26 protein-coding genes are annotated in these 26,098 nt (G+C 68.5%); 6 read left to right on the plus strand and 20 right to left on the minus strand.

The genetic code is table 11. The annotated features are described in order from the left end of the window. The coding region (locus tag ASG69_RS12155) for a DUF222 domain-containing protein (RefSeq protein ID WP_235578927.1) at positions 1-992 on the plus strand (992 nt) is incomplete at its 5' end. Positions 993-1,138: 146 nt separating this feature from the next. Here the strand turns inward: ASG69_RS12155 and ASG69_RS12160 are convergent. From ASG69_RS12160 to dxr, 8 genes are all read right to left on the minus strand, one after another. After that, complete coding sequence (locus ASG69_RS12160) at positions 1,139-1,681, minus strand: alpha/beta hydrolase (RefSeq protein WP_056445022.1); 543 nt, start codon at positions 1,679-1,681, stop codon at positions 1,139-1,141. 37 nt (positions 1,682-1,718) lie between these two features. Then, positions 1,719-3,239: a cobyric acid synthase gene (locus ASG69_RS12165; protein ID WP_056445025.1), complete on the minus strand. Its 1,521-nt coding sequence runs from the start codon at positions 3,237-3,239 to the stop codon at positions 1,719-1,721. Then, the gene (gene map / locus ASG69_RS12170) at positions 3,236-4,093 is read right to left on the minus strand and encodes a type I methionyl aminopeptidase (protein WP_056445029.1); all 858 of its coding nucleotides are present in this window, start codon (positions 4,091-4,093) and stop codon (positions 3,236-3,238) included. Before map ends, ASG69_RS12165 begins: the two co-directional genes overlap by 4 nt. A 29-nt stretch (positions 4,094-4,122) precedes the next feature. Continuing rightward, on the minus strand, positions 4,123-5,931 hold the full coding sequence (locus tag ASG69_RS12175; RefSeq protein WP_056445032.1) for a penicillin-binding transpeptidase domain-containing protein: 1,809 nt from the start codon (positions 5,929-5,931) through the stop codon (positions 4,123-4,125). A gap of 53 nt (positions 5,932-5,984) precedes the next feature. Further along, positions 5,985-6,818: a GNAT family N-acetyltransferase gene (locus ASG69_RS12180; RefSeq protein WP_027505050.1), complete on the minus strand. Its 834-nt coding sequence runs from the start codon at positions 6,816-6,818 to the stop codon at positions 5,985-5,987. An 88-nt stretch (positions 6,819-6,906) separates the two neighbouring features. After that, the gene (ispG, locus tag ASG69_RS12185) at positions 6,907-8,070 is read right to left on the minus strand and encodes a flavodoxin-dependent (E)-4-hydroxy-3-methylbut-2-enyl-diphosphate synthase (protein ID WP_155956970.1); all 1,164 of its coding nucleotides are present in this window, start codon (positions 8,068-8,070) and stop codon (positions 6,907-6,909) included. Between the two features lie 103 nt (positions 8,071-8,173). Further along, positions 8,174-9,385, minus strand: a complete 1,212-nt coding sequence (locus ASG69_RS12190) for a M50 family metallopeptidase (RefSeq protein ID WP_056445035.1) — start codon at positions 9,383-9,385, stop codon at positions 8,174-8,176. An 8-nt stretch (positions 9,386-9,393) separates the two neighbouring features. After that, positions 9,394-10,536 (minus strand): 1-deoxy-D-xylulose-5-phosphate reductoisomerase, encoded by a 1,143-nt coding sequence (gene dxr, locus ASG69_RS12195; protein ID WP_056445324.1) that lies wholly within the window; start codon positions 10,534-10,536, stop codon positions 9,394-9,396. A gap of 107 nt (positions 10,537-10,643) precedes the next feature. On the opposite strand from dxr, the gene ASG69_RS12200 reads away from it, so the two are divergent. Both ASG69_RS12200 and ASG69_RS12205 read left to right on the plus strand, forming a co-directional pair. Then, positions 10,644-11,177, plus strand: a complete 534-nt coding sequence (locus ASG69_RS12200) for a DUF1990 family protein (RefSeq protein WP_056445038.1) — start codon at positions 10,644-10,646, stop codon at positions 11,175-11,177. 100 nt (positions 11,178-11,277) lie between these two features. Next, complete coding sequence (locus tag ASG69_RS12205; protein WP_037185298.1) at positions 11,278-11,556, plus strand: DUF2631 domain-containing protein; 279 nt, start codon at positions 11,278-11,280, stop codon at positions 11,554-11,556. Between the two features lie 4 nt (positions 11,557-11,560). Here ASG69_RS12205 and rlmN read toward each other — a convergent pair whose 3' ends face one another. After that, the gene (gene rlmN / locus ASG69_RS12210) at positions 11,561-12,673 is read right to left on the minus strand and encodes a 23S rRNA (adenine(2503)-C(2))-methyltransferase RlmN (protein WP_027505044.1); all 1,113 of its coding nucleotides are present in this window, start codon (positions 12,671-12,673) and stop codon (positions 11,561-11,563) included. 91 nt (positions 12,674-12,764) lie between these two features. Between rlmN and ASG69_RS12215 the strand changes: the two genes are divergently transcribed. Together ASG69_RS12215 and ASG69_RS12220 are read left to right on the plus strand one after the other, a co-directional pair. Further along, the gene (locus ASG69_RS12215) at positions 12,765-13,157 is read left to right on the plus strand and encodes a LapA family protein (RefSeq protein ID WP_027505043.1); all 393 of its coding nucleotides are present in this window, start codon (positions 12,765-12,767) and stop codon (positions 13,155-13,157) included. 178 nt (positions 13,158-13,335) lie between these two features. After that, positions 13,336-14,181, plus strand: a complete 846-nt coding sequence (locus tag ASG69_RS12220) for an HpcH/HpaI aldolase/citrate lyase family protein (RefSeq protein WP_197027755.1) — start codon at positions 13,336-13,338, stop codon at positions 14,179-14,181. A gap of 3 nt (positions 14,182-14,184) precedes the next feature. Here ASG69_RS12220 and ASG69_RS12225 read toward each other — a convergent pair whose 3' ends face one another. From ASG69_RS12225 to rpsB, 7 genes are all read right to left on the minus strand, one after another. Continuing rightward, positions 14,185-16,560, minus strand: a complete 2,376-nt coding sequence (locus ASG69_RS12225; protein WP_056445040.1) for an ATP-binding cassette domain-containing protein — start codon at positions 16,558-16,560, stop codon at positions 14,185-14,187. Between the two features lie 97 nt (positions 16,561-16,657). Continuing rightward, positions 16,658-17,353 (minus strand): class I SAM-dependent methyltransferase, encoded by a 696-nt coding sequence (locus ASG69_RS12230; protein WP_056445327.1) that lies wholly within the window; start codon positions 17,351-17,353, stop codon positions 16,658-16,660. Between the two features lie 22 nt (positions 17,354-17,375). Continuing rightward, a complete protein-coding gene (locus ASG69_RS12235; protein ID WP_037185291.1) occupies positions 17,376-18,242 on the minus strand; it encodes a phosphatidate cytidylyltransferase in 867 nt (288 codons plus the stop codon). Between the two features lie 44 nt (positions 18,243-18,286). Next, positions 18,287-18,844, minus strand: coding sequence for a ribosome recycling factor (frr, locus tag ASG69_RS12240; protein WP_027505038.1), 558 nt, complete (start codon positions 18,842-18,844; stop codon positions 18,287-18,289). A 49-nt stretch (positions 18,845-18,893) separates the two neighbouring features. Continuing rightward, positions 18,894-19,619, minus strand: coding sequence for a UMP kinase (pyrH, locus tag ASG69_RS12245; protein ID WP_056445043.1), 726 nt, complete (start codon positions 19,617-19,619; stop codon positions 18,894-18,896). Between the two features lie 156 nt (positions 19,620-19,775). After that, positions 19,776-20,600 carry a translation elongation factor Ts gene (gene tsf / locus ASG69_RS12250; protein WP_027505036.1) on the minus strand — a complete coding sequence of 275 codons (825 nt, stop codon included), beginning with the start codon at positions 20,598-20,600 and terminating at the stop codon, positions 19,776-19,778. Between the two features lie 128 nt (positions 20,601-20,728). Beyond that, on the minus strand, positions 20,729-21,661 hold the full coding sequence (rpsB, locus tag ASG69_RS12255; protein WP_056445046.1) for a 30S ribosomal protein S2: 933 nt from the start codon (positions 21,659-21,661) through the stop codon (positions 20,729-20,731). 355 nt (positions 21,662-22,016) lie between these two features. Between rpsB and ASG69_RS12260 the strand changes: the two genes are divergently transcribed. Continuing rightward, entirely contained in the window at positions 22,017-22,556 is a 540-nt protein-coding gene (locus ASG69_RS12260) for a M23 family metallopeptidase (RefSeq protein WP_056445048.1), read from the plus strand. A 7-nt stretch (positions 22,557-22,563) separates the two neighbouring features. Here ASG69_RS12260 and ASG69_RS12265 read toward each other — a convergent pair whose 3' ends face one another. The 4 genes from ASG69_RS12265 to ASG69_RS12280 form a co-directional block, all read right to left on the minus strand. Further along, complete coding sequence (locus ASG69_RS12265; RefSeq protein WP_082544493.1) at positions 22,564-23,727, minus strand: MinD/ParA family ATP-binding protein; 1,164 nt, start codon at positions 23,725-23,727, stop codon at positions 22,564-22,566. A gap of 142 nt (positions 23,728-23,869) precedes the next feature. Then, on the minus strand, positions 23,870-24,799 hold the full coding sequence (locus ASG69_RS12270) for a tyrosine recombinase XerC (RefSeq protein ID WP_056445333.1): 930 nt from the start codon (positions 24,797-24,799) through the stop codon (positions 23,870-23,872). After that, positions 24,783-25,526 (minus strand): siderophore-interacting protein, encoded by a 744-nt coding sequence (locus ASG69_RS12275; protein ID WP_027505032.1) that lies wholly within the window; start codon positions 25,524-25,526, stop codon positions 24,783-24,785. Before ASG69_RS12275 ends, ASG69_RS12270 begins: the two co-directional genes overlap by 17 nt. 90 nt (positions 25,527-25,616) lie before the next feature. Next, complete coding sequence (locus tag ASG69_RS12280) at positions 25,617-25,961, minus strand: histone-like nucleoid-structuring protein Lsr2 (RefSeq protein WP_027505031.1); 345 nt, start codon at positions 25,959-25,961, stop codon at positions 25,617-25,619. Positions 25,962-26,098 lie beyond the last annotated feature (137 nt).

The following is a 26,098-nucleotide window of genomic DNA, read 5'->3' on the forward strand; positions in this document are numbered from 1 at the left end:
AGACGGTGTGCCGGTCGGTGGCCGGGGTTCCGAACGCCACCGAAGAGCTGCTGCAGCGGGTGATCGCTGCCGCGTCGCGGTGCACTCCGGGTGCGGTGGCAGCGGCGGTCGATCGGATTCTCGCGGAGTTCGACGCGGAGTGGCACCGCATCGCTCGGGGGCGCGCGACGACGGAACGGTACGTCTCGGTCAGGAAGCTGCCGCGAGGTCAAGCCGAGCTGAAAGTTCGTGGCCCCGCAGAGCAGATCGCCGGGATGAAGCGGGCCATCGTCGAGGCGGCCCGAGGGGTGTGCGATCCGAGTTCGCTGCCGGCGCGGTTGTTCGACGCTGCGCATGCGATCATCACCGGCACACCTCTGCCGTGCGACTGCGTTGACGAGAGGTGCGCCCACGCGCCGTCGCCGGCCGCACCGGCCCATCATGCCGTCATCGTCCTCGACGCCGCCACGGCGGCGGGGTTGGCAGGGGAGCCGGGGCACCTCGTGGGTTGGGGGCCGGTTCCTGCGGACACTGCACGGAGGATCGCCGGGGATGCGACGTGGCAAGCACTCATCACCGCAGCCCGCGGAACTGAACCGCGGGCGGGATGCAGCTGCCGTTGCCCGGAGCACGACCCACCCACCGTCCCCGACCCGCCTGTGCCGATCACGGGTCGGGAAGTCCGCCGCACCCACCGTATGCCCGCAGGCTGGACACCGACCGCGGGGAAGCTGGGCAGCACGACAGCCCGCAAAGCCAGGGAGCAGGTCGACTATCTCCGCGCGCTCCCACCATCGGCGCTGGACCGCGCCGTCGCCGACCCCGACGGCCACGGTGACTTCGCCGTACCCCCGGCCGGGGCGTTGACCTACCGGCCGTCCGAGGCGATCGCGTCGCTGGTGACAGCCCTGTATCCGACGTGCGTCCATCCGGGATGTGCTGTGCCCAGCGAGGACTGCGACCTCGATCACGTCGTCCCGTTCGACCACACCGACCCCCGGAGAGCCGGATGACGGTCGCCGCCAACCTTCAACCCCTGTGCCGCCGGCATCACGGGTTGAAGACACGGGGGCAGTGGCATTACCGGAAGCTTTGCAACGGCATCGTCCACATCTGCGACTCGCAGGGGAACGACTACCTCACCGCGCCCGGCGAATGATCACCAGGCGCTGGTGCGCATCACGATCTCGGTGGCCAGTGCTGCGGCCGCGGCGTCCGGGGTCGACGAGTCGAGCGTGACGACGCGGTAGTCGCCGTAGACGTAGCGGCTCGTCGCGGACGCCTCCTCCGCGAAGGTCGGGTCCACGACCACCATCGTCGTACGCAATTCGACTGCCGGGCAACCGGAGCCGTCACGAACAGCCGGGTGACCCCGGTCGATGACGACCAGGCTCGACACGCGCCCGAACGTGCGGGCGGCGAGCGACCAGGCGCGGTCGGCGCCCTCTCCCCTGCCGACCAGATTGACCCACGGCAACCCGAGAGCATCGAGCAGCGCCACGAGATCGGTGTCGTTCGGACTCACGCCGGGCTCGAGCGTGACGGTGCGCAGATCCGAGGTCGTCAGCCGCGCCGCCGTGTCGTCGAAGACGTCTGCGCCGTCGTCGTCGGCCGGGAGCAACAGCACCGCGTGGCCACTGTCCGGCCCGTCGATTCGCACGGTCAGATCGCCGGAGGGCAGGGAGACGGTCTGCTGCTGCATGGGACTGGACGCTACCCGACCGTCGGCGGGGAGGACGTCAGCGCACGTCCAGGATGCGCAGCGACGGTGACGCTCCGTCGGCGACGAGCGTGAGAAGCGCGTCGACGTCGAGGGAGCTCTCCATGAGGTCGGCCAACAGGTCCACCTGGGCGGTGCGCATCGCGTCGACATCCGTGTCCGGGGCCACCACGAAACCGGTGCGGCCGGCCTGCTCCGCCACCTCCGTGAGGAAGGCCCGACGGAAGTCGTCGTTCTCCAGGAGGCCGTGCCAGTGGGTGCCGCGCACCCGTCCACGAACGCTGCCCTCGGGTTCGTCACCGGTGCCCGTGAACCAGGGCTCGTCGCCGCTTCGGGTCACCCGGCCGTGGTGGATCTCGTAGCCGGTCACGGGGACCGCGCCGGCATACCCGCTGACCCGGGAGAGCACCTTGTCCGCCGCGAATTCGATGTCGAGGTCCAGGAGGCCGAGCCCCTGCACCTGCCCGGCACCCGACTCCACGGCGTCGGTGATCGTTCTTCCCAGCATCTGGTAACCGCCGCAGATCCCGAGGACCGGAGCACCGCGAGCCACGCGCCGCGCCAGCTCGTCCGCGATACCGGTGCGACGAAGCCAGTCCAGGTCCTGGACCGTGGCCTTGGAGCCGGGGAGCACCACCAGATCGGCATCTGCCAGTCGGGAGGCCTCGGTCGCCCAGTGCACCGTCACCCCCGGTTCGCACGCCAGGGCCTCGACGTCGGTGGAGTTCGAGATACGCGGTAACCGCACGGCGGCGACGCGGAGCCACTGCGATCCGATCGGAGGAGCGGGCCGGCCCAGCGGTGCGTCGGCCACGGTCCCGAGGGAGTCCTCGGCGTCGAGCCACAACTCGTCGCTGAACGGAACGATGCCCAACGTCGGTCGGCCCGTGAGAGCCTCGAGGGTGTCGAGTCCCGGTTGAAGCAGCGCGGGATCGCCGCGGAACTTGTTCACGACGAACCCCGCGATCAGTGCCTGATCCGCCGCGTCGAGCACGGCCAGAGTGCCGAAGAAGTGGGCCAGCACTCCCCCGCGATCGATGTCGCCCACGACGATCACGGGAAGGCTCGCAGCGCGCGCCAGTCCCATGTTCGCCAGATCGGTGGCCCGCAGGTTGATCTCGGCGGGTGAGCCGGCGCCCTCGCAGATCACCACGTCGAAGTCGGCCCGCAGAGCGTCGAGCTCCTCCGCCACGACCGAGCGCAGATGTTGTCGGTGCGTCATGTAGTCGGCGGCGCCCACGGTGCCGGTGGCACGACCGCGAACAACCAGTTGCGACGTCCTGTCCCCGCCCGGCTTCAGCAGTATCGGATTGAACCGCACGCTGGGCTCGAGGCCGCATGCTCTGGCCTGCAGTGCCTGCGCACGACCGATCTCCCCGCCGTCCAACGTGACGACGGAGTTGTTGGACATGTTCTGCGCCTTGAACGGCGCCACCCTCACACCGCGCCGAGCGAGGAGGCGGCACAACCCCGCCACGACGACACTCTTGCCCGCGTCCGAGGTAGTTCCCGCGACTAGAATGGCGCCGCGAAGGGTCAAGGGAGGGTGAGGATCTCGGCGCCCGTCTCCGTGACGACGAGAGTGTGCTCGAACTGGGCGGTCCAGGATCGGTCCCGCGTGACGACGGTCCAGCCGTCGTTCCACTGGTCCCAGTCGATGCCGCCGAGGGTGATCATCGGCTCGATGGTGAAGACCATCCCGGGCTCCAGCACCGTCTCGACGGTGGGCTCGTCGTAGTGCAGCACCACCAGGCCGTTGTGGAAGGTGGTGCCGATGCCGTGGCCGGTGAAGTCCCGGACGACGCCGTACCCGAAACGATCGGCGTACGCCTCGATGACCCGTCCGACGACGTTCAGAGCGCGACCCGGCTTGACCGCCTTGATCGCCCGCATGGTGGCCTCGTGGGTGCGCTCCACGAGCAGGCGCGCTTCCTCGGAGACGTCCCCGGCGAGGAAGGTGGCGTTCGTGTCACCGTGCACCCCGTCGATGTACGCCGTGACGTCGATGTTGACGATGTCGCCGTCCTGCACGACCGTCGAATCAGGGATGCCGTGGCAGATGACCTCGTTGAGCGAGGTGCAGCAGGACTTCGGAAATCCCTTGTAGCCCAACGTCGACGGGTACGCGCCGTGGTCGACCATGTACTCGTGGGCGATACGATCGAGTCGGTCTGTCGTGACGCCCGGCTCGACGGCCTTTCCGGCCTCCTGCAGTGCCTGCGCGGCGATGCGGCTCGCCAGACGCATCTTCTCGATGGTCTCCGGGGTCTGCACCCACGGCTCGTGGCCTTCGCGCGCAGTCTTCTTCCACGCGTACTCGGGACGCTCGACGGACTTGGGAACATCGAGAACGGGTGAGACGGTGCCGGGTTCGAGAACGGTGCGGACGGACATGGCACCAGCGTAGTCGCCGCCGGTCGAGGTCAGTATCCGGCGGGCAGCGCGGTGATCATGTCCCGCGTCACGGCGACGGCATTGTCCGAGCTGCCACCGCGCACGACAAGGGTCGCGAACGCGAGATCACCGCGGTATCCGACGAACCAGGCATGGGATCCGCCCTCGACCTCGGCCTCACCCGTCTTGCCGTACACCTCGCCCTGGTCGGCGATCCGGTCCGCGGTGCCGCTCGTGACCACCGAGCGCATCATCCCGCGGAGTCCGTCGACCATGGCCGGCTCGATCTGCGGGTGGTCACCGTCGATCGTGGTCTCCTCCCCCTGGATCAGCCGGGGAACGGGCGTCGATCCGTGTGCGACGGTCGCGGCGGCGAGAGCCATGCCGAACGTCGACACCAGCACCTTTCCCTGTCCGAACCCGTCCTCGGTGCGCTGCACCAATTCCTCTGCGGGCGGGACGGATCCCGACTCGGTGGGCAGACCCACGACGCCGTAGTCGGGCCCGACGCCGAACATGGCCGCCGCGTCGGTGAGAGCACTCGCGGACATCTCACTGGCGAGCTTCGCGAACGAGGTGTTGCACGAGCGCGTGAAGGCCGTGTTCATCGAGACGTCCCCGAGGGAGAACTCGTTGTAGTTGGGCACGCTGCGCTCGCCGATGACGATGCGGCCCGGGCACGGCACGGTGGTCTCGGGCGTCGCGAGTCCCTCCTCGATCGCCGCACCCGCCGTGATGATCTTGAAGGTGGAGCCCGGCGGGTAGAGGCCGGTCGAGGCCACGGGACCGTCCCGATCCGCCGCCGGGTTCTGCGCCACCGCGAGGATGTCGCCTGTCGACGGCTGGATCACCACCATCATTGCCTGGTCCCGTGACACGTTGACGGCGTTCTGTGCGGCCACCTGCACCGGACGGTCGAGGCTGATACTGATCGACGGAACCGGCTGCGGCGCCGTCTCGGTCAACACACCGATGTCCGCGCCGTTGGTGTTGACCGCCACGACGCTCCAGCCCGCGGCACCGTCGACGCGGTCCATCACGGTCTTCTTCACCTGGCTCACCAGGTCGGGGGCGAACGTGCGATCGGTGGAGACCAGGTCGGACTGCTCTGTCACCGACACCCCGGACAACGCGAGCAGACCGGGCGCGACGGCGTCGTAGTCCTCGTCCCGGAGGGTCATCAGGCGGTACGGGCCCTGCGTCGCGGTCGCCGACTCCACGATGGACTGCGCCGTGATCGACGCGTCGAAGGGCTTCAGGATGCGTTCGAGGGTGCGCGCCGTGCCCACCACGTCGGTCGACTCGGCGGCGTCGAAGGACACCCCCTGGACCACCCCGGGGACCAGGACGTCCGACCCCGCGTGCTCGTTGACCCGCGCCCGCGGCGCCGACGTGGACCGCAGCACCATCGACTGGGTGTCCCCGAGCTTGGGGTGCAGATCGGTCGAGTTCCACCGGACCACCCAGGCCCCGTCGCGTCGGCCCATCTGCAGGGCCCCGTCGTAGGTCCAGGTGCGGTCCTTCGGAAGGTGCCACGTGTAGGTGTAGTCGACGGTCGCGGTGTCGCCGTTCACGCTCACCGCGCCGGTCGCCGCGTCGAGCGACTCGGCCTGCAGGCCGTCCCACGCCTGATCGACGGCGGCGGTCGCGAGGTCCGGCCGATCCGTGGCCTGCGCCGCGGCGGCACTGTCACGCTCGGCCAGCGCGGAGACGAACGAATCGGCCGCGGACTCGGGGCCCTGCGGTTTCGGGGTGCACGCCGAGGCCGCCACCGCGGTGATCGCCGCGACGAGCACGATCAGGACGCGGGTGGCACGGCCGTGTTCACGAGAGGTCATCGATCCTCATCGTAGGGCGACGGGACGCCCGCGGCCCTCACCCTGACAGCGTGTCAGTCGAGCAGAACTGTGGAGAAGGTGGCGACGCGCTCGAACCCGACACGCTCGTAGGCACGGCGGGCGGGCACGTTGAAACTGTTGACGTACAGGCTGGCCGTGCGGCCGCTGTCGACCACCGCGGCCGCCACGGATGCGGTCCCCGCGGTGCCGAGCCCGCGCCCGCGGTAGAGCGGGTGCACCCACACGCCCTGGATCTGACCGACCGAGGTGGACAGCGATCCGACCTCGGCCTTGAAGACGACGCGGCCCTCCTCGAACCTCGCCCAGGCGCGACCCGCCGCGATCAGCGAGGCGATGCGCCGCCGATAGCCGCGTCCGCCGTCGCCCGCGCGCGGATCGACGCCCACCTCCTCGATGAACATCGCCACGGCAGCGGTGAGGTACACGTCCAGCTCGTCGACGGTGACGCGTCGGACGTAGGGGTCCACGGCGGTAGGCGCGCTCGTCAACGCCAGCAGTGGCTGCTCGGCACGCACCTCACGCGGGGTCCCCCAGTCCGCGGCGAGCATGTCCCACAACGGCAGCGTCAGTTCGGCTCGCCCCACCAGCGACGAGCAGACGCGGGGAGAGCGCAACGCGCGCTCGGCGAAACTCCGGAGATCGTCGTAGGTACCGAACAACGGCACGAGATTGGCTCCCGAGAAACACAGGGACGATGCCGGACCTCCGCGTGACCACAGTTCACCGTGGTTGTCGCGGGGCTCCACGCCCGATTCCTCGACACGTGCCAGCACCATGCACGATGCGACGGGATCACTGCGCAGCACACGGACGACCTCGTTCGTGTCGCGGCTCGTCAGCGCCTTAGCGCCGAGCAGCTTGAGCATCCCGCCACCTCCGTGACCACCGATCCACACCGAGCACACCCGTTGTCATGGTGACACTGCCAGGAAATGTCGCCGCAGACGAGGAGAATCAGCTGACCGACACGACGGGCGATCCGCCGGCGGCTTCCTGGTCGGACTCGTACGACTCGGCGATACGCATCGCCTCCTCGATCAGGGTCTCCACGATCATCGCCTCGGGCACCGTCTTGATGACCTCGCCCTTGACGAAGATCTGTCCCTTGCCGTTTCCGGACGCCACACCGAGATCGGCGTCGCGCGCCTCACCGGGACCGTTGACGACGCAACCCATGACGGCGACGCGGAGCGGGATCTCCATGCCCTCGAGTCCGGCCGTCACCTGGTCGGCGAGGGTGTAGACGTCGACCTGTGCGCGTCCGCAGGACGGGCAGGAGACGATCTCGAGCTTGCGGGGACGGAGGTTGAGGGACTGCAGGATCTGCGTCCCCACCTTGATCTCCTCGTTGGGCGGCGCGGACAGCGAGACGCGGATCGTGTCGCCGATGCCGTCGGCCAGCAGCGATCCGAAGGCGACGGCGGACTTGATGGTGCCCTGGAACGCCGGCCCGGCCTCGGTCACGCCGAGGTGCAGCGGGTAGTCGCACTTGGCGGCGAGCTGACGGTAGGCCTCGACCATGATGACCGGGTCGTTGTGCTTGACCGAGATCTTGATGTCGCCGAAACCGTGTTCCTCGAAGAGGCCGGCCTCCCACAGCGCCGACTCCACCAGCGCCTCGGGCGTGGCCTTGCCGTACTTCTGCATCAGGCGCGGATCGAGGGATCCTGCGTTGACTCCGATACGGATGGGGATGCCCGCGTCACCGGCCGCCTTCGCGACCTCCTTGACGCGGCCGTCGAACTCCTTGATGTTGCCGGGGTTCACGCGCACGGCGGCGCACCCGGCATCGATGGCCGCGAAGATGTACCGCGGCTGGAAGTGGATGTCCGCGATGACAGGGATCTGCGACTTGCGCGCAATGGTCGCCAGGGCGTCCGCATCCTCCTGACGCGGGCACGCGACGCGGACGATGTCGCATCCCGCGGCGGTGAGTTCGGCGATCTGCTGCAGGGTGGAGTTGATGTCGTGAGTCTTGGTGGTGCACATCGACTGCACCGAGATCGGCGAGTCGCTGCCGACACCGACGCTGCCCACCTGAAGCTGACGAGTCTTCCGTCGCGGTGTGAGCACCGGTACGGGTCCGGCCGGCATGCCCAGTCCAACGGTCACTTCGATCCTTTCGAGCTTCTGACGGCATCTGGTGCCGACTGACTCTCCCCACTGTAGTCGCGCCGGGAGGACCGCCGTGTGTTCGCGCCGTCACGCCGGACCTGCGCTTCTAGCGGAAGATCTGAATGGGGTTCACGATGTCGGCGGTGAGGGTCAGGAGCATGAACGCGCCGCCGATGAGAATGACGACGTACGTCACCGGCATCAGCTTGAGGTAGTTCACGGGCGCACCCTTGCCCAGCCCCCGCAGCGAGCGGATCTTGTTCCGGATGCCCTCGTAGACGGTCACCGCGATGTGACCGCCGTCGAGCGGGAGCAACGGGAGCAGGTTGAAGGCACCGAGGAAGAAGTTGAGGGTCGCCAACAGCGTGACGAAGACCTCCCACAGGCCGCGTTCCGCCGCCTGACCGCCGATGACGCTGGCACCGACCACGCTGATAGGAGTGTTCGGATCCCGCTCACCACCGGTGATCGACGTCCACAGTGCACCCACCTTGCTGGGGAGATCGACGATGGCCTGCACCGTCTGCCCCGCGATGAACACTGTGTAGGAGGCCGATCCCCCGATGGCGGACACAGGGTCGTAGTCGAGGGTGAGTGGGGTGCGGGCGACGCCGATGGCGCCGACCGTGCGCAGCTCCGTAGCGTCGGGTGCGCCGTTCTCGACGGCGAAGAGACGGTCCGTCTCCTGCACGTCGACGGGCACGGTGAGTGTCTCACCGGCCCGCTCGACCGTGACGGACACCGATCCACGCTCGTCCTGGATCGCCGCGACGACGTCGCCGAACGTGGGCGTCGACTCGCCGTTCACGGCGGTGATGACGTCACCGTCCCGGATGCCCGCGGCACCCGCGGGACCGGGACCCGAGCAGGGCGCCATGTCGCCCTCGACGTTCTGCGGGGCCACGCACTGGGTCCCCGCCACGGTGGCCGTCGTGTCGCGATTGGGCAGACCCCAGCCGAGGGCGAGGGTGTACACCAGCACGAACGCCAGCACGAAGTTCATCGCGATCCCGCCGAACATCACGGCGAGGCGCTTCCAGGTCTTCTGCTTGTACATCGCGCGCTCGACCTCGTCGGGAGCGAGCTCGTCGACCGCCGTCATGCCCGCGATGTCGCAGAAGCCACCGGCCGGGATCGCCTTGAGTCCGTACTCGGTCTCGCCGCGACGCCAGGAGAAGATCTTGGGCCCGAACCCGATGTAGTAGCGGCGCACCTTCATGCCGGTCGCCTTGGCCACCCACATGTGCCCGCACTCGTGGAGCGCGATCGAGATGCCGATGCAGATCGCGAAGGCGATCACACCGAGAACGAACACCATCTTCTCGTTCAGCCTTTCGATCGTGTGGCGGCGAGTGTGCGGGCGGTGCCCCGAGCCCACGTGTCCGCTGCGAGAACGTCGTCCACCGTAGACGGTTCAGCGGACCAGTCGCCGCGTCCGGCGTCGACCACGTCGGACACGACGTCCACGATCTGCGGGAACGACAGGCGCCCGTCGAGGAACGCCTCGGCGGCGATCTCGTTCGCCGCGTTGTAGACCGCAGTCATGCAGCCGCCCAGCGCGCCGGCGGTGCGCGCGAGCTCGACCGCGGGGAACACCTCGTCGTCGAGTGGTTCGAAGTCCCACGTGTGGGCTCGGGTGAAGTCCAGGGCCGTCGCGGCGCCGGCGATGCGATCAGGCCATCCGAGTGCCAGCGCGATCGGCAGCTTCATGTCCGGCGGGCTGGCCTGAGCGAGCGTCGATCCGTCGGTGAACGTGACCATCGAGTGGACGATGGACTGCGGATGCACGGTGACGTCGATGCGGTCGTACGGGATGCCGAACAGCAGATGCGCCTCGATCACCTCGAGGCCCTTGTTCACCAGGGTGGCCGAGTTCAACGTGTTCATCGGACCCATCGACCAGGTGGGGTGCTTGCCGGCCTGCTCCGGCGTCACGGACTCGAGGCCCTCGCGATCCCAGCCGCGGAACGGCCCACCGGACGCCGTGACCACCAGTCGGGCCACCTCGTCGGCGCGACCGCCGCGCAGGCACTGGGCGAGAGCCGAGTGCTCGGAGTCGACGGGAACGATCTGGCCCGGAGCCGCCGCGGACGTGACCAGCGAGCCGCCCGCCACGAGAGACTCCTTGTTCGCCAACGCCAGTCGAGCTCCCGATTCCAGCGCAGCGAGCGTCGGCGGCAGACCGAGAGACCCGACGAGCGCGTTGAGGACCACGTCGGCCTGCACCTCGCGGACCAACGACGTCGCCGCGTCGGCCCCCGAGCGCAGCCCCGGCGTGTCCACGGTCCGCGCGGCGTCGACGTCGGCCACCGCCACGTCGCGGACACCGGTCTCGGCGATCTGTCGACGCAACAGATCGACGTTGCCTCCGCCGGCGGCCAGCCCGACCACGGTGAAACGGTCCGGTCGAGCCGCCATCACCTCGAGCGCCTGGGTGCCGATGGACCCCGTACTGCCGAGCACCAGCACCCGCACGGGTCCGTCGGTCCCACGTGCCTTCTGTTCCGTCACCTGGACAGTGTGGACGACCTCACTGAGAGCACGGTGAGCGGGCAACTGCGGCTCACCGTGTGAGGATGGACGGCGTGCCCCTGCTCCCGTCCGCCGATCCGGACTCGTACTTCTCGACGCCCCTCACGTACGCCGAGATCGGAGGGACCGCGCACGAGTCGATGCCGGCGGGTTACCACCACGTCGACGTAGAGAAGCGCATCGGGACCGGCCTCGAACTCTTCGAGCGGGCCGGACGCCGCATCGTCGAGTGGGACATGCATCGCGGCGCCGGGCTGCGGGTGCGGTCGAGCGCGGCGTCGGCGACCGTCGACACCGTGGTGGTCCTGCTGCTGGGTCCGGTCCGCATCCCGTGCCGGGTCGTCGAGGTGATCGACGAACCGCACCACCGGGGCTTCGCGTACGGCACGCTGCCGGGTCACCCCGAGTCGGGTGAGGAGCGCTTCACCGTCCGACACGATCCGGTCACCGACGCCGTGACCGCCCACATTCGCGCTTTCTCGCGGCCCGGCAACAGGGTCGTCGCACTGGGCGGGCCCCTCAACAGGGCGACCCAGCGCATCGCGACCGGTCGCTACATAGCGGCCCTCACCGCCTGACACGTCGTGGCGACTGCCCCTACGACGGCCGGTCGTACAGCGCGCTAGGATTCAGCCCACCAGGGACCACCTGCATCACAGACTTTCAGGAGGATCGGCCGTGACCGACATCAGCCGCAACCAGGCTTCGGACGTCGAGCGCGTTCCCACGACCAAGGTCAGCACCGCCGAGGTGCCGTCCGCGGAGTGGGGGTGGAGCGGCGAAGGCCCCCGTACCTCGCGCATCGCGGGCTGGGTCACCGTCGCGATCCTGCTGGTCATGATCATCGGTAACCACACGGGCCGGGTCGAGGACATCTGGCTCGTCGGCTTCGCCGTGGCCATCGCAGGCCTGCTGGTCCGCGACATCCTGCTCCGCCGCAAGCCGCGCCGCTCCTGACGGCTCAGTTCTCGGCGGCCAGCTGCCCGCAGGCCGCCGCGATCTCCTGACCCCGCGTGTCACGCACGGTGCACGAGACTCCGTGCGCACGGACGCGTCGCACGAATTCCTGCTCCACCGGCTTCGGACTGGCGTCCCACTCGCTGCCGGGTGTCGGATTGAGCGGGATCAGGTTCACGTGGACCAGCGCCCCCAAGGCGCGCTTGAGCTTCTTGGCCAGCATGTCCGCTCGCCACGGCTGATCGTTGATGTCGCGGATCAGCGCGTACTCGATGGAGACCCGTCGCCCCGTGGTGTCGGCGTAGTAGCGCGCCGCGTCGAGGACCTCGGCGATGGGCCAGCGGTTGTTGACGGGGACGAGCGTGTCGCGCAGTTCGTCGTCCGGGCAGTGCAGCGACACGGCCAGCGTCACCGTCAGACCCTCGTCGGCCAGCTTGCGGATCGCGGGCGCGAGCCCGACGGTGGACACCGTCACCGAGCGCTGTGACAGGCCGAGGCCCTCCGGCGCGGGCGAGACGATCCGTTTGACCGCCGCGACGACGCGCTTGTAGTTCGCGAGCGGCTCCCCCATCCCCATGAAGACGACGTTGGACAGTCGCCCCTCGCCGCCCTCGACCGCACCGTCGCGGAGATCCGCCGCAGCGCTCCGCACCTGGTCGACGATCTCGGCCGTGGAGAGGTTGCGTTGCAGGCCGGCCTGGCCGGTGGCGCAGAACGGGCAGGCCATGCCACACCCGGCCTGGCTCGAGATGCACAGCGTCGCGCGATCCGGGTACCGCATGAGAACCGACTCGAGCAGTGTGCCGTCGGCGGCCTTCCACAGCGTCTTGCGCGTGTCCCCGCCGTCGCAGGCGATGTGCTTGACGGGCGTGAGCAACGTCGGGAACAGCGCGTCCCCGACCTTCTCGCGGACCGACGCCGGAAGATCGGTCATCTTCGCCGGGTCCGCCTCCAGCCGGGAGTAGTACTGCCGCGCCAGCTGGTCGGCGCGGAACGCCGGCAGGCCCAGCTCGGCGACGGCCGCTCGACGCTGGTCCGCGTCGAGGTCGGCGAGGTGCTTCGCGGGCATGCCGCGACGGGGAGCGTCGAACACGAGAGGGAGAGCGATGGGTGCCATAGTGAGCACCATTCTCTCACTGTTCGGCGACACTGTCGGGCACGGTCGGGGCAGACGTGCATTCGCCACCTCCGTACAGCATGATCTGTACATGGCCCGCTCATCGCACGACGCATCCGATCCGAACGCCCTGACCGGCACGGACGCTCCTCTGGACACCTCCTCCACCGCCGCGGGTCTCCCCGTCGAGCAGACCGGGCCCACGGACACCCGCCTGGCCCAGGGAAAGACGCCCGACGGCGTCAAGCACACCCGTGCGGCGGCGCTCTACACCGGTCTCGTGGTGGGCGCGATCATCCTGGTCGTCCTGATGGTGTTCATCATCCAGAACCTCGACAGCGTCCCGATTCACCTGTTCGGCTGGACCTTCGACCTGCCCATCGGCATCGGCATGCTCCTCGCCGCGGTCGCCGGTGCGCTCGTCATGGCCACCGCGGGTGGAGTGCGCATCCTGCAGGTCCGCCGGGCCGCCAAGCGCAAGTAGTTTCTCGGCCGCCGTCGTGAGCGATCTCACGTCGCGGCCGTCGGTGTTCCGTCGCGCACGTGAACACTATTGACACAACCTTCACGTGTGATGGTCTGCCGTGCACAGTGGTGATCGAACGGTACGAGTCGCAGCTCGACGCGACCCACGAGCGACACACCGAGCGAGGACTGCACACGTGACGACCTTCCTGGAGAACCCCGTGCTATCTGGAGTGGCCGCCGACAAGGCGCGCTCGTGGCTTCTCGTTCCTGCGAGCAAGCCGGAACTCTTCACCCCGGCCGCGGAGTCCGCCGTCGACGCCGTGATCCTGGACATCGAGGACGCCGTCGCACCGGGCGCGAAGCCCGCCGCACGCGATGCCGTCGTGTCCTGGCTCCGTGCCGGCGGCCGCGCCTGGGTACGCATCAACGACGCCACGACGCCGTACTGGGCCGACGATCTCGACGCGCTGCGCGGCATCGACACCCTCGAGGGCGTCATGCTCGCCAAGACCGAGAGCGGAAGCCAGGTCGAGGCCACCGCCGACCGATTGGGTCACGGTTGCCGGATCGTGGCGCTGGTGGAGTCGGCCATGGGTCTCGAGGCTGCCCCCGAGATCGCGCGCGCCGAGGCCACCTTCCGCCTGGCGTTCGGCAGCGGCGACTTCCGGCGCGACACCGGCATGAGCGACGACCCGATGGCGATGGCCTACCCGCGCGCCCGGCTCGTCGTGTCGAGCCGCGCCGCCCGGCTTCCCGGCCCCATCGACGGCCCCACCCTCGCCGTCAACGACAGCATGCTGAGCCGCGACAGCCAGCTCACCGTCTCCATGGGCATGACCGGCAAGCTGTGCATGCACTCCGATCAGGGCCCCATCGTCAACCGCGAACTCGCACCCAGCGCTGCCGATGTGGCGTGGGCTCGGGACGTCATCGCCCAGCTCGGTGAGGACGGCTCCGGCGTGCGCGACGGCAGCGATCTCCCCCGCCTGGCCAAGGCGAAGAAGATCACCGCTCAGGCCGCGGTCTTCTCGATCGGCTGACGGTCACCGCTCGACGTACGCGGCGAGGTGTTCACCCGTGAGGGTGGACCGTGCCGCGACCAGGTCCGCGGGTGTTCCTTCGTAGACCACGGTGCCACCGTCGTGCCCGGCGCCCGGTCCGAGGTCGATGATCCAGTCCGCATGGGCCATCACGGCCTGGTGATGTTCGATGACGATCACCGACTTCCCGGCGTCCACCAGCCTGTCGAGCAGGGCGAGCAACTGCTCGACGTCGGCGAGATGCAGTCCCGTCGTGGGCTCGTCGAGGACCAGGATGCCGCCCTTGTCCCCCATGTGCGTCGCCAGCTTCAGCCGCTGACGCTCGCCGCCGGACAGTGTGGTCAGCGGCTGACCGATCTTCAGATAGCCCAGGCCCACGTCGTTCAGCCGGGTCAGGATTCGATGCGCCGCCGGTAGCGCAGCGTCACCGCCGGCGAAGAACTCCTGTGCCTGCGCCACCGACATCGCGAGCACCTCGCTGATGTCGCGGCCGCCGAGGTGGTACTCGAGGACCGAGTTCTGGAACCGTCGGCCCTCGCACAGCTCGCACACGGTGGCGACTCCGGCCATCATCGCGAGGTCGCTGTAGATCACCCCGTTGCCGTTGCACGTCGGGCACGCTCCCTCCGAATTCGCGCTGAAGAGAGCCGGCTTCACTCCGTTGACCTTGGCGAAGGCCTTCCGGATCGGCTCGAGGAGGCCCGTGTAGGTCGCGGGGTTGCTGCGCCGCGAGCCGCGGATCGCGCCCTGATCGACGGCCACGACGTCCTCGCGTCCCGAGAGCGAGCCGTGGATCAACGAACTCTTGCCCGACCCGGCGACCCCGGTCACGACCACCAGGACCCCGAGGGGCACGTCGACGTCCACCGACTTCAGGTTGTGCGAATCGGCGCCGCGGATCTCCACCGCTCCGGTCGACGTGCGCACCGCGTCCTTCACCGCGGCGCGGTCGTCGAAGTGCCGGCCCGTGATGGTGTCACTCGTCCGCAGCCCCTCGACGGTGCCCTCGAAGCACACCGTGCCACCGGCCGTTCCGGCGCCGGGTCCGAGATCGACGACGTGGTCGGCGATGACGATCGTCTCGGGCTTGTGCTCGACGACGAGCACCGTGTTTCCCTTGTCGCGCAACCGGATCAACAGATCGTTCATGTTGGCGATGTCGTGGGGATGGAGTCCGGTGGTGGGTTCGTCGAAGACGTAGGTGACGTCGGTGAGCGACGATCCGAGGTGTCGGATCATCTTGGTGCGCTGCGCTTCACCACCGGAGAGGGTGCCCGCCGGCCGGTCGAGACTCAGATAGCCCAGTCCGATCTCCCGGAACGAGTCGAGGGTGTCTCCCAGCGAGGTGAGCAGCGGGGCCACGGACGGTGCCGACACTCCGCGGATCCACGTCGCGAGATCGCTGATCTGCATGGCGCACGCGTCGGCGATCGACACGCCGTCGATCTTCGAGGACCGTGCACCCTCGTTGAGCCGCGTGCCGTCGCACTCCGGGCACACGGCGAAGGTCACCGCGCGTTCGACGAACGCCCGGATGTGCGGCTGCATCGCGTCGACGTCCTTGGACAGGAACGACTTCTGGATCTGGGGAATCAGACCGGAGTACGTGAGATTGATACCGTCCACCTGGATCTTGGTCGGCTCCCGGTACAGCAGGTCCTCGCGCTGGCGCTTGGTGAACTTCGCGATGGGCTTGTCCGGATCGAAGTAGCCGGAGCCGCGGAAGATCCTCCCGTACCACCCCTCCATGCTGTAGCCGGGGATCGTGATCGCACCCTCGTTGAGCGACTTGCTGTCGTCGAAGAGCGCCGTGAGGTCGATGTCGGAGACGGAGCCGCGCCCCTCGCACCGCGGACACATCCCGCCGGTGATGCTGAAGGTGCGCTTCTGCTTCGTCTGACGTCCGCCCTTCTCCACCGTCACCGCTCCCGCACCGGAGATGGACGCCACGTTGAACGAGAACGCCTGCGGGGAGCCCACGTACGGCTGTCCGAGACGGCTGAAGAGGATGCGCAGCATCGCGTTGGCGTCGGTGGCGGTACCGACGGTGGACCTCGGATCGGCGCCGAGCCGCTGCTGGTCCACGATGATGGCCGTCGTCAGACCGTCGAGCAGATCCACGTCGGGCCGCGCGAGACTGGGCATGAACCCCTGCACGAACGCGCTGTACGTCTCGTTGATCATGCGCTGGGACTCGGCGGCGATCGTGCCGAACACCAACGAACTCTTGCCCGATCCGGACACGCCGGTGAAGACCGTCAGACGGCGCTTCGGGAGGTCGACGCTCACGTTCTGCAGAGTGTTGACTCTCGCCCCCTGCACCCGGATGACATCGTGGGTGTCGGCGACGTGCCGTGCGGTACTCGACTTCGTGGCCATGGCTGATGTCCTTCGTGGTGCAGCGAACGGGTCAGCGGACACGGTAGCCGGTGCGCATCGGGGCTGCTTCTCGATTCCTGATCGCCGACGCGGCGGCTCAGGCCGTCTCGAGTCCGTGCGGTCTGCGACGAGTGTGCACCCGGTATCCGACCTCGACGGACGTGCCGGTGAGCTGCCGCAGCGCGCGAGCGGCCACCCGCGGCGAGAACTCGATTCCCAGCACCGCAGCGGCCTCCTCGCGGTCCGCGAACGACCACCGCGTCCGGACCCGGCGCAGGTCGAAACCCTGCGCGGCGAAGAATCGTTCGACGGTGAGGGGGTCGTAGTGCAGCAGGTCGCGGCGCATCCATCCTCCGTACGGATCGACCGTGGCGTCGAGATCCACCACCACCAACACACCCCCGGGACGCAGGACCCGCATGGCCTCGGTGATGCCCGGCCCGCATCCCGGCCCGAAGAAGTAGGCCGTCCTGGCGTGCACGACGTCCGCCGAGCAGTCATCCAGCGGCAGCCGATCCGCAGTCCCCCGGAGCACCCGCACAGCGGAGCCCGCGACCCGGTGCCGAGCACGCTCGATCAGTGGTGGGTGTGGTTCGACACCGACCACGGACCGTGCAGCGCGGGCGAACAGAGGCAGATGGAATCCGGTTCCGCATCCGACGTCGACGACGTCGCGTCCCGCCCACGGCGTGAGATCCCGCAGCACCGCCTCGATCTCGCCGGTGACGTCCTGGGCGCGATTCTCGGCCTCGTACACATCGGGCCAGTTCCAGATGTTCGGACTGGCAATCACGCCGTCGCGACCGGGCACAGGATCAGACGAAGATCGTCAGAACGATCCACGTCACGAGGATGCTGGGCAGAACGGAGTCGAGGCGGTCCATCAGTCCGCCGTGACCGGGAAGCATCGTCCCCATGTCCTTGATCCCGAGCTCCCGCTTGACCTGCGACTCGACCAGGTCGCCGAGCGTCGCGGAGAAGACGATGAGCACGCCCAGCAGGGCCCCCACGAACGGGTTCGCGTCCAGCAGGAACGTGACGGTGAGGACGCACCCGACGACACTGAAGAGCAGCGATCCGCCGAGCCCCTCCCAGGACTTCTTCGGGCTGATGGCCGGCGCCATCGCATGCCGTCCGAACAGGACTCCGGCCGCGTAGCCGCCGACGTCCGAACACACCACCGCGATCATGAGCACGAGGACGCGCGAGCCGCCGTCGTCCTCGAGGGTCAGCAACGCCGCGAACGCACCGAACAGCGGCAGCCACGACAGGACGAAGATCGAGATCGCGCAGTCGCGCAGGTAGTTCTTCGGTGCCACGTCCAGACCACCGGACAACAGGCGCCAGACCATCGTGACCAGAACCGTCGCGGCGAACGCACTGAGCGCGCCCAGTGCGCCGAACGGCCACGCGAGCCAGATCATCGCCTGACCTCCGAGGATCACCGGGATCCGGGGCACCGAGATGTCGGACTCCCGCAGCCGCTTCGTCACCTCCCACGAGGCGACGGCGACCGCGGCCGCGGCGATGCCGATGAACACGAGCGGAACCAGGACCAGGACGACGATGAGCGACACGCCCAGTGCGCCGCCGACCGCGATCGCCGCGGGGAGGTCGCGGCCCGCCCGCGAGGTCTTCGGGGCGGGATCGGCGGTCGAACCGTTGTCGGCCGATACGGACACTGCTTCTCGTTTCACTTCATCTGGGCCACCGGGACGTGCGGAGGTCACACCTCCATCAGTTCCGCTTCCTTGTTCTTCACGATCTCGTCCACCTGCGCCACGTACTTCGCGGTGGTCTTGTCGAGCTCGGCCTCCGCACGCGTGACCTCGTCCTCGCCTGCCTCGCCGTCCTTCTGGATGCGCTTGAGCTCGTCCATCACCTTGCGGCGGACGTTGCGGATGGACACCTTCGCGTCCTCACCCTTGCTCTTGGCCTGCTTGACGTACTCGCGGCGCCGCTCCTCGGTGAGCTGCGGGATCGAGATCCGGATGATGTGTCCGTCGTTGGACGGGTTGAACCCCAGGTCCGAGTTGCGGATCGCAGTCTCGATGGGGCCCAACTGGGCCTGCTCGTACGGCTTGACGATCACCATGCGCGCCTCGGGCACGTTGATGCCCGCGAGCTGGGTGATGGGGGTCAGCGAGCCGTAGTACTCGACCACGATCTTCGAGAACATCCCCGGGTTCGCGCGACCCGTCCGAATGGACGACAGATCGTTCTGCGCGACCGTGACGGCCTTTTCCATTCTCTCTTCGGCGTCGAAGAGCGCTTCGTCGATCACGACCGTTCCTTCCGAAAACCTCGAGTGTGCAGCGACTGCACGTGGTGACTCACTTGACCAGGGTTCCGATCTTCTCACCCGACACCGCTCGCGCGATGTTTCCCTCGGTGAGCAGATTGAAGACCATGATCGGCATCCCATTGTCCATGCAGAGGCTGAAGGCTGTGGCATCGGCCACCTTCAGCCCCTTCTCGATGACCTCGCGGTGCGAGATCTCGGTGTACATCGTGGCGGTCGGATCCTCTCGCGGGTCCGCGGAGTAGACCCCGTCGACACCCTTGGCCATCAACACCACTTCCGCGCCGATCTCGAGCGCACGCTGCGCCGCCGTGGTGTCGGTGGAGAAGTAGGGCATGCCCATGCCGGCTCCGAAGATGACCACGCGCCCCTTCTCGAGGTGGCGTTCGGCGCGAAGCGGGATGTACGGCTCGGCGACCTGCCCCATGGTGATGGCCGTCTGCACGCGCGTGGTGATGCCCTGCTTCTCGAGGAAGTCCTGCAGGGCGAGGCAGTTCATGACGGTGCCCAGCATGCCCATGTAGTCGGAGCGGGACCGGTCCATACCGCGCACCTGGAGCTCGGCTCCGCGGAAGAAGTTCCCGCCGCCGATGACGACGGCGACCTGGACACCCGAACGGACGACGTCCGCGATCTCCTCCGCCACCTTCTGCACCACGTCGGGATCGAGTCCGACCTGACCACCACCGAACATCTCACCGCCCAGTTTGAGCAGCACTCGGGTGAATCCGGTGCGGGCGGGCGACGACTCGGTCATGAAGGCTCCTGTCCGTGGGGCGTGTGCGGGTCGGTGTCCGCACGACACTGTTGCGCCTGATCTTGCCCCATGCGTCGGCACGGGGCGCACATGACTGTGCCGTCCACCCCTCGGGGTGGACGGCACGGTCATGACGTCACTCGGGTGTCACGAGGCTCAGTTGGAGCCGACCTCGAAACGCACGAAGCGCGTGATGGTGACTCCGGCGTCGGCGAGAAGAGCCTTGACGGTCTTCTTGCTGTCCTGGACCGAGGACTGCTCGGTCAACACGACGTCCTTGTAGTAGCCGTTGACGCGACCCTCGATGATCTTGGGCAGTGCCTGCTCGGGCTTGCCCTCCTCGCGGGCGGTCTGCTCCGCGATGCGGCGCTCGCCCTCGACGATGTCGGCGGGGACCTCGTCGCGGGTGACGTACTTGGCCTTGAGCGCGGCGACCTGCATCGCGGCGCCGCGAGCGGCCTCGGCTGCGGCCTCGCCCTCACCGGTGTACTCGACGAGGACACCGACGGCGGGCGGGAGGTCAGAGCTGCGCTTGTGCAGGTAGGTCGCGACCGGACCGTCGAAGGAGACGACGCGACGGATCTCGAGCTTCTCGCCGATCTTGGCCGAGAGCTCCTGCAGTGCGGCGTCGACGGTCTTGCCGTCGAGCTGCAGCGCCTTCAGGGCGTCGACGTCGGCCGGCTTGCCCTCGGCCGCCACGTCCGCGATGGACTGCGCGAAGTTCTGGAACTCCTCGTTCTTGGCGACGAAGTCGGTCTCCGAGTTGATCTCGAGGAGGACACCGTTCTTCGCGACGACGAGACCCTCGGCGGTGGAACGCTCGGCGCGCTTGCCGACGTCCTTCGCGCCCTTGATACGGAGCTGCTCGACGGCCTTGTCGAAGTCGCCGTCGTTGTCGGCGAGCGCGTTCTTGCAGTCCAACATGCCGGAGCCGGTCAGCTCACGGAGCCGCTTGACGTCGGCGGCAGTGTAGTTCGCCATCGTGGGCGAGCCTCCTTGCATTGCTCGTGGAGACGCACGGGTGATGCGTCTCGTGTGTGACGAGAGAGGGGGTGAATCAGAACGAGACCCGGTGCGCCACTAACGGGCACACCGGGTCTCGACCGTGATCAGTTCTGCGCGGTGGGAACGTCCGCGACGGGTGCCTCGGTCTCGGCGGGAGCCGCCGCACCGTTCGCGCCCTCGGCGGCCGGAGCCTCCGTGACAGGTGCGTCGGTGGTTGCCGGGGTCTCGGCAGCGGCCTGCTGCGTCGCCTCGGCGGCCGGGGAGGCCTGCGAGAGCTGCTCGAGCTCCCACTCGGCCAGGGGCTCGCCGGCACCGACCTCGGGCTTCTCGTCCGTACCGGCGTTGCGGCCGGCACGCGCCTGCACGCCCTCGGCCACGGCGGACGCCACGACCTTAGTGAGGAGTGCTGCGGAACGGATCGCGTCGTCGTTGCCCGGGATCGGGTAGTCGACGACGTCGGGGTCGCAGTTGGTGTCCAGGATCGCGATGACCGGGATGTTCAGCTTGCGAGCCTCGGCGACCGCGAGGTGCTCCTTGTTGGTGTCGACGATCCAGATCGCCGACGGGACCTTGGACATGTCCCGGATACCACCGAGGGTGCGATCGAGCTTGGTCATCTCACGCGTGAGCATGAGGATTTCCTTCTTCGTGCGGCCCTCGAAGCCACCGGTCTGCTCCATCGACTCGAGTTCCTTGAGCCGGATCAGACGCTTGTGGACCGTGGTGAAGTTGGTGAGCATGCCGCCGAGCCAGCGCTGGTTCACGTAGGGCATTCCGACCCGAGTCGCCTCGGCCGCAATGGACTCCTGTGCCTGCTTCTTGGTCCCGACGAAGAGAACGGTGCCACCGTGGGCGACGGTCTCCTTGACGAATTCGTACGCCTGATCGATGTACGTCAGCGTCTGCTGCAGGTCGATGATGTAGATGCCGTTGCGATCGGTGAAGATGAATCGCTTCATCTTCGGATTCCAACGACGGGTCTGGTGCCCGAAGTGCGTGCCGCTGTCGAGCAGCTGCTTCATGGTAACGACAGCCATAGCTGTGGATCTCTCTTTCGTGTGCCGGTTGATGCGCGAGCACCGTCGATCGCCGAACCCGTGGGTCCGTCGTACCGCAGGTGTGTCGTGCCCTGGCGCTCGTCGTCCGTCGGACCTGCAGTGCAGGACCAGCCGACGAACCCGTGCTCCGGTGGAGGATCGACAGGTGCCGTTCCGTACCGAAGCGCGACGAGCGCGCGAAGTCGACCCGTGTGGACAGGCCGCAGAAGTCAGTGTACGTCCGCGACGCCGCAGGTCATAACCGGGTCGACCGCCTGTGCACGGAGGACGGTCCGTCCCCGGGTGCGGTGGCTCGACGCGGGACCACTGTCGTCGCGTTCGCAAGAGTGCGGGGATGACCTGTCTCCGCTCCGCCCGCCGTGGGTCGCCGCGTTCGGCGCTCGTGTCCGCGGCGCTGGCGGCAGCCCTGCTGGCGTCCGGATACGTAGCAGCCGCGGACACGGACGGACACCCGTTCGACTGGCCGCTGCAGCCCCGTCCCGCCGTGGTGACCCCGTACGACCCGCCACCCGAGCGGTGGCTGCCGGGCCATCGCGGCGTCGACCTCGACGGGGGCTCCGATCCGACACACACCGTCGTCGCGGCCGGGGACGGGGTCGTCGTGTTCGCAGGTGCGGTCGCCGGCCGCCCCGTCGTCTCGATCGACCATGCCGGCGGCCTCCGGACCACGTACGAACCGGTCACGCCCACCGTCACGGTCGGCACCCGGCTGCGACGAGGTCAGCCGATCGGTGTCCTCGAGGCAGGTCACCAGGGGTGCGTCGCCGCGTGGTGCCTGCACTGGGGAGCGCGTCGCGGCGGCGACTACCTCGATCCCACGGCTCTCGTCGACCGCGGTGTGGTGGTGCTGAAACCCCTGGCCGAGCCCGAGTGACGCGGGTTCAGTACGCGCGGTGACGCTGCGGCATCGACTTCGGCGCGGACGCGTGGCGGCCCTCCGCGTCGGGAAAATCGTCCGCCATCATCGCCGCCAGGTCCATGAAGGCGGCGCGCGTGCGGGGGCGCAGTCGATCGAGATCGACGACGGAGCCCTCCGCCAGATGATCGTCGAAGGGAATCACCACGACGGCGCGGCAGCGCGCGAGGAAGTGCCGGGTGAGTTCGTCCATGTCGATGCTCGCGGCGCCCGGTCGGTGGGCGCTGATGACGACGACGGTCCGCTCGACGAGGTGCGCGTACCCGTGCAACCCGAGCCAGTCCAGGGTCGCGGCGGCGCTCTTGGCACCGTCGACCGCCGGCGAGCTGACGAGCACCAGTGCGTGCGCCAGCGACAGCACCCCCTCCATCGCCGAGTGCATGATGCCCGTGCCGCAGTCGGTGAGGATCAGGTTGTAGTGCGCTCGAAGGGTGTCGATGACCGCGCGGTAGTCCTGTTCGGTGAACGCCTCCGACGCGGCCGGGTCACGCTCCCCCGCGACGACCTCGAGACGACTCGACGACTGGGAGGTGTGCTCCCTGATGTCGGCGTAACTCCGGATGGTCGGCCGGGCAGCGAGGAGATCGCGCACCGTGGACATCGTCTGCCGCGAGACGCGCTCCCCCAGCGTTCCGAAGTCGGGGTTCGCGTCGACGGCGATGACGTCGTCGCGTCGCAGGGAGGCGAACACCGACCCCAGCCCGACGGTGACGGTCGTCTTGCCCACCCCGCCCTTGAGGGACAGGAAGGCGATCCGGTAATCGCTTCGCAATGGCTGTCGGATGCGGTCGATCTGGTGGCGACGCTCCGCCTCGGAGGCGACCGCACCACGGTCACCCGGTCGCCCACTGCTTAGGACGCGATCCAGGGCGCGGCGCCACCCCGGCCGAGTGGAGGACGGGGCCGGCGAGACGAAGGGCGACCCGGGTCGGCGCACCGGGCTCTCCGCACCGAAGGCGGCCGAGTCGCGTCGCGGATCGGCGAGGCCCGGATGGTGCGGTGCGGGAACGTGGGAGGGCGGAACGGACGGCCGAGAGAATCGTTCCGGTTCGGGCGGAGACCAGGATCCGTTCGTACCCGCCCGGCTGCCGGGACCGGAGGAGTGCGGGCTGTCGTCTCGACGATCCACGGTCCCACCCTCCTGTCGACGGTCTGCTCCGATTGCCGATCAGGGACGAACGGTGTGGTTCACAGCGCCGGCACGGTCACATCCCCCGTGCAGACGGTACCAAACGTGCACGAGCGTGCGAGGTGGTCGACAGGACCCGACGTCAGGCTCGCGGATGTGCCTGATCGTGGACCGCGCGCAGCCGCTCCACGGAGACATGGGTGTAGATCTGCGTCGTGGCGAGCGACGCGTGCCCGAGCAGTTCCTGCACGACGCGGAGATCGGCGCCGCCCTCGAGCAGGTGGGTCGCGGCGGAGTGTCGGAGGCCGTGCGGACCCAGGTCCGGGGCACCGGGCACGGCGGACAGCACCTCGTGCACCACCGAGCGCGCCTGCCGCTGGTTCAGGCGTCCGCCGCGACGCCCCAGGAGCAGGGCCGCGCCGGAGTCCGGTGTGGCCAGGGCGGGGCGGCCCACGGTCGACCACTGCACCACCGCGTCCTCCGCGGGCGCGCCGAACGGTACGACGCGCTCCTTGTCGCCCTTGCCGAGGACGCGGAGCACCCGTCTGTCGAGATCCACGTCGTCCACGTCGAGACCGCACAGTTCGCCGACCCGGATTCCGGTCGCGTACAGGAGCTCGACGACGACCCTGTCGCGCAAGGCCATCGGATCCTGTTGCTCGGCACCGGATGTCGCGGCCGTCATCGCGTCCCGAGCGTCGGGCTCACGCAGCACGCCCGGGAGCGTCCGACGCGACGGCGGTGCCGACAGTCGCACCGCCGGGTCCGCGGTGAGTGCTCCGACGGTGCACGACCACGCGGTGAAGGTGCGCGCCGAACTCGCTCGACGCGCGAGAGTCGAGCGGGACACTCCCGCGACCGACATCGAGGCGAGCCACGAGCGCAGGGAGCGAAGTGTGATCACGTCGTCGAGTGCCGCGGACGGATCACCGTGCGCGTCTCGACAGAAGCCGATCAGAGCACGGGCGTCGCCGACGTACGCGCGCACGGTGTGCTCGGAGCGGTTGCGTTGCAGAGCGAGATGCTCGGTGAATCTCGCGAGGAGCGCGAGATCGTCAGGATTCGCTGGCAGCGAGTTCTCGCTTCCAGGTGCGGAATCCCTCCTCGGTGCGGCCACGACGCCAGTATCCCGATATCGAGGCCCATTCCGCAGTCACGCCACGCTCTTTGCGGATGTACGGCCGGATCTCGTGCATCACGGACTGCGCTTCACCGTGCACGAAGACATGAGGCTGACCGGGCAGCCACTCCACCGCACGGACGGCGGCGGCCAGCGGTGAGCCACCCGGATCCTGGTCGCGGTACACCCAGCGGATGTCGGCAGAGGTCGGCGCCGCGATCTCGACGCGGTCCTCCGGACTCGCTGCTTCGAGCACCACTCGCGCGACGGCTCCCTCGGGAAGCGCCGCGAGTGCTGCGGAGATGGCGGGCACGCCCGTCTCGTCGCCGGCGAGAAGGTGCCAGTCTGCGTCCGCACGAGGCGAGTACGCGCCGGCGGGACCGAAGAACGAGAGCTGGTCCCCCGCCGCGGCGCTCAGTGCCCACGGGCCGGCGACACCCTCGTCGCCGTGGACGACGAAGTCGATGGCGACTTCGCGGGCCTGCGTGTCCACCGATCGCACCGTGTAGGTGCGCAACGTCGGCTCGTCGGCGTCACCGAAGTGCAGCTTGACGTAGCTGTCGGTGAACTCGGACGGCGCGAACTCGTCGAAGTTCGCACCGCCGAGCACCACGCGCACCATGTGCGGGGTGAGCCGCTCGGTGCGGAGAACGGTCAGGGTGGTCAGTCGTCGCGCCACAGGGCACCTCCATCGGGTACGGGCCTTGCCGCCGGTGGGGCGCAAGACGTGGTTAGCCTACCCTAATTCGCCGACCGGCCCCACGACAGGTCAGTGCGCGGCGTCGTACGCGTCCTGGATCTCCTGGCTGATGCGCCCGCGGGTGCTGACCTCGAAGCCGTTCTCCTTGGCCCACGCCCGCACGTCCTGCAGATTCTGGCGGCCCTTCTTCGGCGCCGCGGCGGACCCGTTCCGGCGAGACTTCTTGCCGCCCACCTTCTCCGCGTGTTCGATCCAGAATGCGAATTGGTCGTACAACTCGTTGGCGTGCTTGCTGTTGAGATCGATCGAATAGGACACGCCTCCGACCGCGAACTCGACCGTCTCGCCCTGCCCGTCCTTGATGAGTGAACCGTCGACATCGTCGATCATTTGGACGGTGGTGCGTCGTGCCATTGTTCTGCGCTCCTCGATACCGGGTGGAGAAAGAATTTCCTCCAAGATAACAGCCGAGATGGCCGACATCGTGACACCGACCCGACACCGCCCTGACAACATCCGAATCACGACATCTCGGTCGTGAATTCGACGAC

It is taken from the genome of Rhodococcus sp. Leaf225 (genome assembly GCF_001426145.1).
Classification (GTDB): domain Bacteria; phylum Actinomycetota; class Actinomycetes; order Mycobacteriales; family Mycobacteriaceae; genus Rhodococcoides.